The organism is Psychrobacter sp. UBA5136, from assembly GCF_002414005.1.
GTDB lineage: Bacteria > Pseudomonadota > Gammaproteobacteria > Pseudomonadales > Moraxellaceae > Psychrobacter.
Genome location: NZ_DHYG01000030.1, coordinates 28,171 through 41,744, shown reverse-complemented (window position 1 = coordinate 41,744; position 13,574 = coordinate 28,171). Strand labels below are relative to the sequence as shown.

Here is a 13,574-nt window from a genome sequence, read left to right as displayed (position 1 = left end):
CTAATTGATGACACGCCCTAACTTACATGTCATGCAGCGGGTGCTAAACAAGTCTTCTAGACGGGTTATTTTTCAATGTCTCATTTAAATATCGCATTGCAAACCTTCTGCTTATTTACAAAAACGGTGCAGAGAGCCTGTAATTTTCTGCATTTTGCTACAAAGCAAGGATTGTATGACGCTTATAAAGCCATAAAATGGTAAGCATCTAACAAACTTATAAGAAAACTATAAGTAAGAAAACTATAAGAGACTTACCGTTTTTAAAAGTTTTACTATTATATTAATTTTAAACTGTTTTTTTACCCATTTTAAGGATTAAGGACGCTTTATGAAAACCACCCCCACTGCTGAAAAATTGCCTAATACCATCGATCCAAATTTAGATCTCGATAAAGTTAAAGAAGAATGCGAAAAGCTGGTCAAAAAACGCGCTAAGCTTTCTGCTGGTGTTGCTATCGTTCCTGTGCCATTTTTTGACGTGGCAGTTGATGCCAGCATGTTAACCGTCCTACTACCTGAAATCAGCGAGCGTTTTGGACTGATTGAAGGGCGTCAGTCTGCCGTTGATTTAGAGTCGCGCGAGATTCACTGGAAAGCATTAAAAGACCGTACCGTTGATTTTGCAGGTCTCATGGCCACGCGCGGTATCGTTAAAAAGACTGTTCAGGGCTTTGGTGGTCGTATCGCGGCCAAGCAAGTAACTAAGTTTATTCCGTTAGGTGGTCAAATGGTTGCAGCCACTATGGGCTATATGATTTTTAAAAAAATCGCCACCGACCATATTAATGAATGCTATAACTTAGCAAAAGATATCCAGCAAAAGCAACATGGTAAAAATGTCTAAAAGCGTTTCATAATATAGTGAATGCACTTTAAAACAGATACAGTGCGATTGGGATGAATTTTTCGTAGCCTCTGTGAGAACAGCAAGCAAGGAAAATTTATACCAGTCGCACCACATAGCTGCTAACGTTTCGATTTTATCTTAAACTGACTATAGCTTAAAGACTTGAGGAATTTACTAAAGTTTTTATCACACGTCAAAAAACCCAGCTAAGAAATCGCTTAGCTGGGTTTGTTATTTGTATTCAAGTAAACAGCACTTTTATACTAAATAACAGTAGCTGAATAAACAGAATACGTTATACAAAAATGCTAGCCACCATTTTTAGCAATCCAGTTTTGCATCTGCTCAATCTCAGACTGCTGAGCGTCGATGACGGCCTGTGCAAGCTGAAGCATTTCGGGATCTTTGCCATACTTTAGCTCTACTTTTGCCATATCGACTGCCCCTTTATGATGCGGTAACATACCGCGCGCAAACGCCATATCAGGTTTAGGATCAGCGATACCTGCCATCATCTCTCCGTGCATAGCGTCCATACCATGAGCGTAGGCTTGTTGCATAGCTTTGGTATCAGGCGTGGCTTCAGTGGCATCGGGATGACTTGCCAGCCAGGTTTGCATTTGCTCAATCTCAGATTGTTGGGCGTCGATGATGTCTTGCGCCAATTGACGCATCTCTTTATCAGTGCCATATTTTAGTTGAATCTCTGCCATATCGACCGCACCGATATGATGACCAAGCATACCTTGAGCAAACGCGGTATCTGGGTCGTTATATAGTCAACGAACAATAAAACCGATACAATAACCGTTATGGCATATTCAAAAGATTACCGAGAAATGATACTAAAGAAACTAGAAGACGGTCACACATATCGTCAACTTGCTCTGGAGTATCAAATAAGCACCAGCACCATACAAAGCTGGCGTAAAAACATAGATGGAGTAGAGCGTCAGTTTAAACCAACAAAAATAGATAATAAAACACTCATAGCAGACGTTGAGTCACATCCTGATGACTACCATTATGAGCGTGCCAGACGTTTCAACTGTAGCGATAGAGGTATATCCAAAGCCTTAAAGCGTCTTGGTATTACCCAAAAAAAAGACATTAAATCATCCTAAGGCAGACGCTGAACTAAGAGGCGTGTTTCTTGAGCAATTGCACCAGTTTGAGACAGATAATAGACCCATTATATTTTTAGATGAAAGTGGCTTTAAATCACATGATAACAGGCCTCACGGTTACTCCAACAAAGGACAAAAATGCTTTGGTGAGTATAATTGGCAGTTAAAGAACCAGACTAACGCTATAGGAGCAATTTATAACAATCAATTGTTTGCGGTTGGACTTTATGATTGTAGCGTCAACAGTGACGTTTTTTATAGTTGGGTAAGTCAGTTACTATTGCCTAATCTTCCTAAGAACAGTGTTATTGTTATGGATAATGCGACTTTCCATAAAAGACAAGACATACAAGCGCTTATCGAAGATGCAGGACATACCATTTTATGGCTTCCGCCTTACAGTCCAGATTTAAATCCTATTGAGCAAGTCTGGGCTTGGGTCAAAAGAAAACGTAAAGAGTGGCGTCTAGATTGTATTGATTCTTTGTTCTTTTATTTCCTCTGGCTGTGTGGCAGTTTTTAAGTTCGCTGACTATAGTTCATCCCAACCATCATCTCGTCGTGCATTTTTACCATCGAGTCATTGTACGCCTTATGCGTCACCGACATGTGCTCAGTATCTGTCGTCATCGCTGACATATCGTGGCTGGCGTGTGGTTTGGTCGCCGTGGTGGTTGCTGTGTCATTGGCTACCGTCGTCTCTTTTATCGTAGGCGTAGTCCCAGCGTTTTCATTAGCAGCATTTTCATTAGTAGGCTGACAAGCACTCAGCAGCAGAGCGGCACTGATACTAGCCGCAAGCATAGCAAGGCGTGAGTGATTAGTGGTTTTCATGGTATATCCTTTGTTTAAATAAAGCATAGAAAATGGCAAATTAGGGAAAATTTACCGTAAAAAAATAGCTAAACAGCTGCGTTACATACAGCCATTTAACTACGGACATTTATCAATCTATTTACTCAAGATTTTTAATTTATTTAAGCTCTTCAATGAGTTCTTGCATTTCACCGATTTCGCGCACTTGCGCCTCGATAATGTCATCGGCAAGCTTGCGCACTCTTGGGTCTTCGATATCGGCGCGGCGGCTGGTCAAAATAGCAATTGAATGGTGCGGTATCATCGCTTGCATCCAATCGACTTGGTCGACCGTTGCTTGTGATCTGACGCCCCAAATACCGAAGACAAACATCAAAACACTAAGCCCATAAACGATAAGGTTGACCTTGGTTTTTTTGTACATATTGCTCATAAAAGCCAGCATGATGACGGACATACCTGCGCCCATATATAGCGCCATGTAAACTCGGGTTTCGCTAAAATAGACATGATCCCATTTGTAGGTATTGAAGTACATCATGATATACATCGCCACGGTGGACGTTAAAATCATCAATGAGAATTTTACGTACGGGTTCATTTTTTCTTGTTCTGAGTGTTTCATAAAGTAGTCTCCCTCTACGATACTGAGGTGGTCATTAGCATTATTGTTAAGGTTGTTTTACCTGATTAGGCTATTTTTCAGTTAACCCATTATTAACAGTATTTCTTATTATATTTTATTAGCTTATAACCGTTACTTAACAGACTCAATATCTGCATATACTTGGTTTGTAGCCTCTTTGTTTTTTTGCACCATCTACTAAGGCGCAAACTGGTCTTATTAAAACGGGCCTTATTCATTTTTTATAAAAATGATAGCAGTATTAGCCTGACAATTAGATGACGCTAAGATGACAATTTTGTCATCTTGCAAGTGTGGCATAGGAAAGATGCTGGCATTGTTCTATGATTGGTGGTTTGACATTCGTAAATAACGCAATCGCTTTATTATAAAAAACACATAAATAATGAGTACGCTATGAAAATATTATTGGTCGAAGACGAGCTGTCACTTGGCGACTATATTAAAAAAGGGTTGAGCGAAGCTGGTTTTCTCGTTGAGCACCAAACGACGGGACTTGGCGGTTATCATGCTTTGATGACTGAAGATTTTAATGTGGTCATTATGGATGTGATGTTGCCTGATGTGAGTGGTTTTGAGTTGGTGCGCAATTATCGGGCGGCGGGCAAGCTGACGCCAGTGCTGTTTTTGACCGCAAAAGATGATTTAAGCGACCGCGTCAAAGGCATAGAGATTGGCGGCGATGATTATCTGACCAAGCCATTTGCCTTTGCTGAATTATTGGTCAGAATTAAAAACCTATTACGCCGCGTCAATCAGACCGATTATGTCAGTACAGTGCTGCAAATCGCCGACTTAAAAATGGATATTGCCAAGCGTACCGTCACGCGCGGAGAGCAGCCTATTAAATTAACCGCCAAAGAATTTGCACTCTTGCAGTTTTTTCTTGAGCGTCAAGGTGAAGTGCTGCCGCGCTCTGTGATTGCCTCGCAAGTTTGGGATATCAACTTCGATAGCGATACCAATGTGATTGATGTGGCGATACGGCGGTTGCGGATTAAAATCGATGATGATTTTGATACAAAGCTGATTCATACGGTGCGCGGGATGGGTTATCGGCTCGACGGTATAGATAGTAATGATATCAACAGTAACAATATAAGTAGTAACGATGACAGCGACATCACAGCGGTGCGTCCATAATATGACGCCGATTGCCACAGACGGTCGCTTATCCTTATTATGGCGCACTATTTTGTTCTTAAGCCTTTGCGTTATCGTCACTCAGATATTTTTGTATATTTGGATACAGCGCTCAGTGAATGACCACTTTGAGCAAATGGATGCAGAGATTTTGACCCATGCGGCGTTTAATTTGCGCCAATATATGCACAGTGATAACTTTACTGGCTTTGATGACTTTAATAGCTTTAATAACGCTGACAATAGTGTCGAGCAAGCTAGCGCTACGCAGGACAATAAAGTAACAAAAGCATCTCAGCACGCGCTCGCCTTACAGAACGCTAGCATCGACTACGAGGTAAAAACCGTCATTACCGATAGTGATGGGCAGATGCTGATTAGTGTGCCCACAGGTTTTATCAGTCAAACGAGCCATCATGGCGCGGTCAAAGAGTTGTGGCAAAAACATCATGAGCAGCCGTTTGATTTAAAAATTAACGAGCGTCATTATCGTGCTATGGTCATCCAGCACGCCAGTCGCTTAGCCCTCATCGCCCTACCCATCGATGTCCATCATCAGTATTTGGTGCAATTCAACCTTCAGCTGATTCTTATTTTAATTGCCATTACCTTTATTTTAGTATCCATCGCCGCTTTTAGTGTGCATTTGGGTTTTGCGCCGCTTGCGACCATCAGGCAAAAAATGAGCCGTATCAACGCCGAACAACTCGACGATAGAATCGTGGTTGCCGATATGCCTAGTGAGCTGCGTCCGCTTGCTGAGGCGTACAATGCGATGATGGATAAGCTGGCGCACAATTTTGAATCGCTCTCGCGCTTTTCAGACGATATTGCCCATGAGCTGCGCACGCCGCTTGCCACGCTTAGCACGCAAACCCAAGTGATGCTTAGCAAACCGCGAAACAGCGATGAGTACATCGAGCAGCTGCACCACCAGCACGACACCTTAGCGCAGTTAACAAACCTCATTAATAACATGCTGCTGCTAGCAAAAACTCAAAAAGGCTTGTATCACTCGCAGTTTAACCGCGTAGATAGTGATTTACTGCTGACTAAAATGATTGATTATTATGAATGGATAGCAGAAGACCGCGCCATCTCTTTTAACAAAACGGGAGAGTTTAAAACCATACTTGGCGATGCAAGTTTGCTACAAAGGCTGTTTGCAAATTTGCTTGCCAATGCTGTTTATTATGCCGCAAGCAACAGTATTATTCGTATTAACGGCAAAACTATTACGGATAATGTTGTAGATAATGTTGTAGATAATGTCGCAAATAGTGGGCAGATTTCATCTTTATCAAACACGACTGCCTCATTTTTACAGATTGTTTTTAGCAATCGTCTGACTGAGCCAATGACGCAAGCCGAAGTGGATAAATTATCAGAGCGCTTTTATCGCCATCATAAAACCCTATCGATGCATGCAGGAACAGGATTAGGTTTGTCGATTGTGCACGCCATTGTTGGTGCTCACAACGGTAAAATAGCCATCACTGTCAAAGATGGCTATCACTTTGAAGTCAGTATCAAACTCCTTCTTGCTTAGGCCACAAAAAAGCCCTGCTATTGCAGAGCTTATTTTGCTGTTTCGACTGTTTTTACGATTAAAGGACGGGGTTAATGGGCAATTTATCTGTGCTCACAGGAACATCAGGTTGATCGCTTGAGCTTGAAGGTTTGGCAAAAGCGAACTTAACCACCTGCAATGCCACACAAACCGCACCAGTGATCAAGACTACGTCACCAAAGGTACGAATCCAGCGCAGTGTTACTAAGAAATCTTGTTGTAAGAAGCCTTCACTACGTGCATACCATAGACCTTCAGTCATTGATGCGTGCGCTTGGAAAATACCAATCGGTAGTAAACTGGTGGCAATCATCAATACCAAGCCTGCATTTAGCGTCCAAAATCCTGTTTTGATCAAGTTTTCACTAAACACATAGTCTGGGCGAATATAACGCATGACCAGTAACACAAAACCAATTGCTAAGAAGCCATAGACCCCAAACAATGCAGCATGTGAGTGAGTGGCCGTAGTATTCAACCCTTGCAAATAGAACAATGACACAGGTGGATTAATCATAAAGCCAAACACGCCGGCACCCAACATATTCCAGAATGCGACCGCAACGAAACACATGATAGGCCATTTAAGTTTATTCATCCATGGCGCTTGACGCTGCATAGACCAATGCTCATAACCTTCGTAACCTAACACAACCAAAGGTACCACTTCTAAAGCACTAAATGAGGCGCCGATTGCCATTACTGGCGTGGTTGTACCCGAAAAATATAAATGGTGGAACGTACCTGGGACACCGCCGAGCATAAATAGCGCTGCTGAAGCAATCGATGAAGCAGTAGCGATTTTTTTATTTACTAAACCTAAGTTATAGAAAATGAAAGCCAATGATACGGTGGCGAACACTTCAAAGAAGCCTTCTACCCATAAATGCACCACCCACCAGCGCCAGTATTCCATGATGGTTAAGTGTGTACGCTCGCCATAGAACAAGCCAGAACCGTAGAATAAACCCACACAAACCACAGAAGCAAAGAAGATGGCCAATAAGTTTTTATCACCGCCCTCTTTTTTCCTGAGCGCCGGTAAACAGCCACGGGTCATTAATACTAGCCAGAATAAGATACCAACCCATTTTAAAATCTGCCAGAAGCGACCAAGGTCAATAAATTCATAGCCTTGATGACCAAACCAGAAGTTATATTTCGCTGGCATAATACCGGCAATCGCAAAGTATTGACTGGCAAATGAGCCAACGACCACAAGGATTAACGCTACCCAAAGTATATCTACGCCCAATTTTTGGTATTTAGGATCTTTACCGCCATTGATAAGCGGCGTTAAATACAGACCTGCCATCAAGAAAGCGGTGGCAATCCAAAATAGGGCTGCCTGAATATGCCACGTACGTACTAACGAATACGGGAAGTAATCGGCAACGGCGATGCCATAAAATTCTTGCCCTTCAACGGTATAGTGCGCGACGAAACCGCCGATAAATACTTGAAATACGAATAGAGCAACAACTAGTACGCCATATTTTGCCAACGCTTTTTGTGAAGGTGTGAGCGCCACTTTGGTTAATGGGTCAGTACTTGCCGTTGCTTCTTTGACGTCTTCTTCTTTACGTAAGAATGACCAACCCCAAATAAGGAAACCAACCCCAGCAATTAAGAACACCACACTGGCGATAGACCACATGATGTTTTCTGACGTAGGAACGTTATCAATCAATGGTTCATGTGGCCAGTTATTGGTATAAGTGGCGTCAGTGCCCGGACGATTGGTAGACGCAACCCAAGTGGTCCAAAAGAAAAAGTTGGTCAGTTTTTGTCTGTCTTCAATATCTGCCAAGGTATTATTTTTCATGGCAAAGTTTTCACGCGACTTTTGCAATGACGGATCATTACCGTACAGGCCGATATAGTAAGGGGCGATTTCATTAATAGCGGCAATCCGCGTATCTGACAACACCACTTGGTTATTAGAATTGGTATTGCTACCACGGTATTCTTTTTTCAACTGCGCACTAAGTACCGCTTTTTGGTCATCCGTTGCTGAGGCAAAATCATGTCCATATAGCTCTTGCGCCCGGATGTCTAACCAAGCCACAAGCTCTCTGTGTAACCAATCTGCGGTCCAGTCAGGTGCCTGATAGGCGCCGTGTCCAAGTATCGAGCCAAGCTGCTGACCACCGGTACGCTGCCAAGCAGATTGACCATCTAAAATATCTTCTTCTGTGATTAAGACCTTCCCATTGGTATCAATATACTGATCAGGGATAGGAGGTGCGGAACGATAGACTTCCACGCCGCCCCAACCTAAAAAGGTAAAGGTTATCACGAGGACGGCGATTAAGCCCCACCAATACTTCTTATATTCGCCCATATCTTGCTCCTACTGGCTAGATAGTAATTGCCTAATTAACATTCATTTTAAATGAACTTTTATAAGCGCAATTGTACTTGCAAAAATTAGTAATGCCGCTGCCTGTTGCGATAAATTTATCAATCATCTTATAACTATTAAGCCTACTGCCTTGGTTCTGATTTCAATTTTGGAGTTAAGAGTAGATCAGAGAGAAGGTTGGGGTTAAGGCTTAAATTTATGATTGTGTCATTACTAATTGATAGATTTTATCGCTTCATGAGCTAAAGTTATTTGATGTTTATTTACATCTAGCATCAAACTGGAAACATTTTAACATTCATTTAATATGAATGTTAAGAGTTATTTTTATTTATTCTTATTTTTATTATAAACTGCGCCGTTCATTTTTATAAAAAAGCTGGTTATATCTTTATTGATAGGTGAATTCAGATAAAAAGCAGGCGGTGAGTAGCCTGCAATAAAACACAGAAAAAACCAGACAACTTCACGTTATCTGGTTGTTATAAATTGACTATTTAATTTATCTACCTACTCGGCAAGGGATAATACCTGATAACTACGCTCAATCACCGGCGCATCGACCATCTTACCGTCTATGTTAAAGACCGCTTGTCCACTGCGCTCGTATTCTGCCACCACCCGCTTAGCAAATTCAAGCTCACTGGCATTTGGTTGCAGAGCCTCTTTAACGACGTCTATCTGCTTAGGATGAATGCACAGCATGCCGGACATACCCATTTGCGACCATAGCTGCACGCGCTGATGTAACCCTCTACTGTCGTTAAAATCTGCATACACGCTGTCAATCGGCGCAAGTAATTGATGGACTTTTGAAGTCAGGATAAGCTGATAGCGAATTTGATTGGCAATGATGTCGGCCGACGCGGTGCCCACTTGTACTTGTAAATCGTTGCATAAGTCTAAAAAGCCATAACTAAATGCCAAAATTCCCTTTGCCTTTGCCATCTCGTCGGCACGGTATAAGCCAGTGGCATTTTCTATCACCGCAATGACAGGCAGCCCTGTTTTTCGATAAATGGTTTCAATCTCTGCTGCCTGCTCAGCTTTTGCTAACAATACACCCGCCAGCCTAGGTAGCTGCTGACATAGCGCCAAGTCTTTAACAAAATCTACGCTGCCCGCTTGATTGATACGCAGCCAAATCGGCCGATGGCTGTTATCCACATGTTGAGTCTTTTGCTGATGGTCATAATAGTCTTTTACCGCCGCGCGAGCTTGAGCTTTGTCCGCTTGCGCAACGGCATCTTCTAAATCAACAATCACCGCATCTGCGCCGCTAGCAAAGGCTTTTGCTACCCGATCCATCCGCGTTGCTGGGACAAATAACCACGCCTTGGTATGAACTAATGATTTAATCATCGCTCGATAATTTTGCGATTCGGTATGAGTATCGCTGCTCGTGCTTTTATTTCTCGTGCTTTCATTTTCGGGCTGTTTGCTAAAAGCGGACATGCTTGATTCCTAAAGACAAATATTCGTCATATAAACACTTAGTGTCGTATAAACATTTAGTGTTGTGCCATGACAAAAGCGCTTATCACAGCACAGTAACGCTAAACAATTATAACGCTGGATGATTAGGACCCCTCTGGCTTATCAAACAATTTTTCGATAGGTTTGCTATGAATTTTTGAGCTATTAAATAGCGACTTATTTTCTGTATCGCCTTCTGTCCAAAAATTGATATTAAACTGGGCATCGTCGCTTAACTCTACGCGGTGCCAGTATTGCGGCGGGCTAACCGCAAATTGTCCGGCTTGAATAACGATGGTTTTTTCTGGCTCAGTGGCCGCTTCGTCAGCAAAACCATAAAAGGTCACCGTCCCTTGCATGACGCAGATTTGCCCGTAAACGCCCTCGGCTGTGTTGTGGTGGGTCAATAAGGCGTTAGGCACTTTATCTTTGGTGAAGAAGTGTGTCGAACGTTTGATTTTCCAATGGCTTGGAATGACGGGATTGGAACTGGTATCGTTAGAGGCAATAGCGGTGTTAGTATTGTCGTTTGCGGTACGGGTATTCGTTTTGGTTTGGGTATCAGAACTCATGATAACTCCTTAGCTGGTTTGCTTCATTTAGATTTTTATCTCAATCTGCCTTAAAAGCGAACTCTCAATTGAGAATTATTATCATTAATATAAAATAGCACCTTTTAAATGCTTTTACTAGCTTTGTCTGTTTTTGACTATTGATAAAAATGTAACGTCCAAAATCGCCTGCATACTCCCTATTAAGTAGTATGGAAAGGTGCCCCTATACTGCTTTCGCTCAATGGTTGTGCCTCCCCTTTATTGCTATTTTGTGTCCATTACTGGCAGCAGAATTTATAATGGGGACATTATCATGCATGCAAAAGAACTACTCGAGGTTGAACGCCGTGATATTAGGGCGCTGCACTATACGTGGATTGCTTTTTTCCTGACCTTTTATGTCTGGTTTAATATCGCGCCGCTTGCGACATCGATGCTACAAACAGAAAGCTATTTAACCCCCGATCATATCAAACTATTTTTAATTGCGAACGTCGCGCTAACGATTCCCGGGCGTGTCATCGTGGGCATGGCATTGGACCGTTTTGGTCCGCGGCGCGTGTTTTCGATCTTAATGGTCGTGATGGCGATACCGACGTGGTTTTTCGCATTTGGTAACTCGGCAACCCAGCTATTTGTTTCGCGCTTATTTATGTCTATTGTTGGCGCAGGTTTCGTCGTTGGTATTCATATGACGACATTGTGGTTTAAGCCAAAAGACATTGGCTTTGCTGAAGGGTTTTACGCTGGCTGGGGCAATTTTGGTTCAGCCGCCGCCGCGATTACCATTCCAACCGTAGCCCTACAGTTTTTTGGCGGTGATGATGGCTGGCGCTGGGCAATTGCGCTATCTGGCTTATTAATGGCGTTATACGGCGTGGCGTATTGGTTTTTAATCACCGATGGGCCAGAAGTCGGCACCCATAAAAAATCTCGTAAAGCGGGCGCGTTAGAAGTGTCGACCTGGAAAGACTTATGGTTATATTGCTTATTTATCATTCCTTTATATGGCGTCTTATCCTTGCTCGTTTATCGCACCCAAGCGATGGGTTTTTTAAGTGCTACTGGCGGCATTATTTGTTATGGCGTCATTATAGTGATGGTGATTTATCAAATTTACAAAGCCATCAGTGTCAATTTGCCGATGATTAAAGCCGGTATCCCAGAAGATGATAAATACCCCTTTAAATCCGTGGCGGCGCTAAATGTGAGCTATTTTGCTAACTTTGGCGCAGAGCTTGCGGTGGTATCCATGCTGCCGATGTTCTTTGCCACGACTTGGAAACTTGATCCAACGGCGGCTGGCTTGATTGCTTCCACCTTTGCCTTTGTCAATTTATGGGCGCGGCCTCTTGGCGGCTATATCTCTGATAAAATCGGTAATCGCCGTTTGGTGATGTTGGTTTATATGTTTGGTATTGGCGTGGGTTTTGTGCTGATGGGGGTGCTCAATGCCGAGTGGCCGCTATTTATCGCCGTGGTCTTTACCATTCTCTGTTCGGTGTTTGTACAAGGGGCGGAAGGTGCAACTTTTGGTATTATCCCTTCGATTAAACGTCGCCTAACGGGTCAGATATCAGGTATGGCAGGCGCTTATGGTAACGTTGGCGCGGTATTTTACTTGTTTATCTATACCTTTGTAGAGCCAAACCAATTCTTTTATATCATTGCGGTTGGCGCTTTTATTGCGTGGATTATCTGTTATTTCTGGTTGGCAGAGCCCGAAAATGCCTTTGGTGATGAATACAAAATGTCCTCTGTCGATCGGCAGATTGCGGCAGAACAGGGCTAGTTATTCCAGAGCCCGTTATTGACAGTAACTTTTATAAAAAAACAAAACCCACTTAGCAAAGATTAAGTGGGCTTTTAATACAGACGATACTTATGAATCTAATATGACAGGAACATTGCTATAACCGCCCAATGGTGGTTGTTCACGTTCTAAAGGATAATCTGGCGCTAAGTGAATATCTTTGAAATGGGCCAATAGTGCTTGAGTGGCAATTCTAAGCTGCCAAGTGGCAAGCAGGCGCCCTGGGCAGATATGCTTACCAATACCATAAACCACGTTGGCGGAGGCATGGGCTTCGGGGGCAAAGCTATTGTCGCCAAATACCGCTTCATCGCGATTGGCTGACGTCCAGTTTAATTGTACCCGCGCGCCTTTAGGTAACTGATGCGCACCAATAGAAACGGGGCAGGTAGTGATACGGCGGTTTGAGACAAAAGGATCATCAATCCGTAATATCTCATCGATGATGGCTTCAAGTTCGTTATCAGAGGCCTGCGCCCAAATACTTACTTGCTCGGGGTGCTGAGCAATATAAGCGACAATAACGCCCACGCATAAGGCGATAGAACCCAAGTCACCGCCCGTCCAATTACGTAAAATAGAAACCAGCTCGGCTTCACTAAGCGCTCGCCCATCGATGCGCTCACGGCATAACTGAGCAGTGACGCTAGCCATATCGAGGCTATTGTTAGCAACGCTAGCCACCGCATCAGCGTGACGGTACGGATTTATCACCGAGCGAATAATATCATCGAAGTCTTGCGCCACTTGTGCCATTTTAGCGTTAACTTTTGCGCGGGTAGCGCTGTGATTGTCGCGCATCCACTGCAAAAGTTTTGGCTCCAACTCAGTAGGCCAGCCAAGCCATGTACACTGCGCGCGAACGGCAAAGACAGCGCCAATGTCATCGACCGCATTAAGCACCTGACCCTTGGGTAGCTCACTCATTAATTCTGCTGCTACCTTTTTAAAAACAGGTACATAAGGGATAAGCGCTTCGTGATTAAGATAATGCTCGATAAGCGCCCGAAAACGCTCATGCTCGGCGCCATCCATGCCATTGGGTACTTGTAAAAAGCGCGATACCTGACTAGAAAAACGCTCATCATCCAACGCTGCCGCTACCACATCGGCATGATGTAACAATACCCACTCCCCTGCGTCATTTTTTATCACATTATGCTCCCGACGTAGCTTGTCAGTCAGGGCGCGCAAATCACTGTCTTTAGAATCAC

At 43.3% G+C, this 13,574-nt stretch carries 12 protein-coding genes and 1 pseudogene; 6 read left to right on the top strand and 7 right to left on the bottom strand.

What is annotated here, in order from left to right; genetic code table 11:
* The first annotated feature begins 331 nt into the window (after nt 1-331).
* A complete protein-coding gene (locus B4240_RS03720; RefSeq protein WP_296236894.1) occupies nt 332-847 on the top strand; it encodes a hypothetical protein in 516 nt (171 codons plus the stop codon).
* 311 nt (nt 848-1,158) lie between these two features.
* On the opposite strand, the pseudogene copM reads toward B4240_RS03720, so the two are convergent.
* Nucleotides 1,159-1,611, bottom strand: a pseudogene (gene copM / locus B4240_RS03715) (CopM family metallochaperone); the annotation flags it as partial.
* A 51-nt stretch (nt 1,612-1,662) separates the two neighbouring features.
* Here copM and B4240_RS03710 point away from each other — a divergent pair.
* Both B4240_RS03710 and B4240_RS03705 read left to right on the top strand, forming a co-directional pair.
* Nucleotides 1,663-1,974: an IS630 transposase-related protein gene (locus tag B4240_RS03710; protein WP_296236893.1), complete on the top strand. Its 312-nt coding sequence runs from the start codon at nt 1,663-1,665 to the stop codon at nt 1,972-1,974.
* Nucleotides 1,937-2,500 (top strand): IS630 family transposase, encoded by a 564-nt coding sequence (locus B4240_RS03705; protein WP_296236892.1) that lies wholly within the window; start codon nt 1,937-1,939, stop codon nt 2,498-2,500. Before B4240_RS03710 ends, B4240_RS03705 begins: the two co-directional genes overlap by 38 nt.
* Here B4240_RS03705 and B4240_RS03700 read toward each other — a convergent pair.
* Together B4240_RS03700 and B4240_RS03695 are read right to left on the bottom strand one after the other, a co-directional pair.
* On the bottom strand, nt 2,497-2,811 hold the full coding sequence (locus B4240_RS03700) for a hypothetical protein (protein WP_296236891.1): 315 nt from the start codon (nt 2,809-2,811) through the stop codon (nt 2,497-2,499). The two genes, B4240_RS03705 and B4240_RS03700, sit on opposite strands and share 4 nt — an antisense overlap.
* A gap of 139 nt (nt 2,812-2,950) precedes the next feature.
* On the bottom strand, nt 2,951-3,418 hold the full coding sequence (locus B4240_RS03695) for a DUF305 domain-containing protein (protein ID WP_296236890.1): 468 nt from the start codon (nt 3,416-3,418) through the stop codon (nt 2,951-2,953).
* Nucleotides 3,419-3,835: 417 nt separating this feature from the next.
* Between B4240_RS03695 and B4240_RS03690 the strand changes: the two genes are divergently transcribed.
* Both B4240_RS03690 and B4240_RS03685 read left to right on the top strand, forming a co-directional pair.
* Nucleotides 3,836-4,582: a heavy metal response regulator transcription factor gene (locus tag B4240_RS03690; protein WP_296236889.1), complete on the top strand. Its 747-nt coding sequence runs from the start codon at nt 3,836-3,838 to the stop codon at nt 4,580-4,582.
* Between the two features lies 1 nt (nt 4,583).
* Nucleotides 4,584-6,131 (top strand): ATP-binding protein, encoded by a 1,548-nt coding sequence (locus B4240_RS03685; protein WP_296236888.1) that lies wholly within the window; start codon nt 4,584-4,586, stop codon nt 6,129-6,131.
* 58 nt (nt 6,132-6,189) lie between these two features.
* Here B4240_RS03685 and B4240_RS03680 read toward each other — a convergent pair whose 3' ends face one another.
* The 3 genes from B4240_RS03680 to B4240_RS03670 all read right to left on the bottom strand — a co-directional run bounded on the left by B4240_RS03680 (nt 6,190) and on the right by B4240_RS03670 (nt 10,565).
* On the bottom strand, nt 6,190-8,496 hold the full coding sequence (locus B4240_RS03680) for a nitric-oxide reductase large subunit (RefSeq protein WP_296236887.1): 2,307 nt from the start codon (nt 8,494-8,496) through the stop codon (nt 6,190-6,192).
* A gap of 531 nt (nt 8,497-9,027) precedes the next feature.
* Nucleotides 9,028-9,972: an HpcH/HpaI aldolase/citrate lyase family protein gene (locus tag B4240_RS03675; RefSeq protein WP_296236886.1), complete on the bottom strand. Its 945-nt coding sequence runs from the start codon at nt 9,970-9,972 to the stop codon at nt 9,028-9,030.
* Nucleotides 9,973-10,097: 125 nt separating this feature from the next.
* The gene (locus tag B4240_RS03670) at nt 10,098-10,565 is read right to left on the bottom strand and encodes a DUF1971 domain-containing protein (RefSeq protein WP_296236885.1); all 468 of its coding nucleotides are present in this window, start codon (nt 10,563-10,565) and stop codon (nt 10,098-10,100) included.
* Nucleotides 10,566-10,860: 295 nt separating this feature from the next.
* On the opposite strand from B4240_RS03670, the gene B4240_RS03665 reads away from it, so the two are divergent.
* Nucleotides 10,861-12,339, top strand: coding sequence for an MFS transporter (locus B4240_RS03665; protein WP_296236884.1), 1,479 nt, complete (start codon nt 10,861-10,863; stop codon nt 12,337-12,339).
* Nucleotides 12,340-12,429: 90 nt separating this feature from the next.
* On the opposite strand, the gene B4240_RS03660 is transcribed toward B4240_RS03665, so the two are convergent.
* A partial coding sequence (locus tag B4240_RS03660; RefSeq protein ID WP_349679081.1) for a cytochrome P450 occupies nt 12,430-13,574 on the bottom strand: 1,145 nt, incomplete at its 5' end.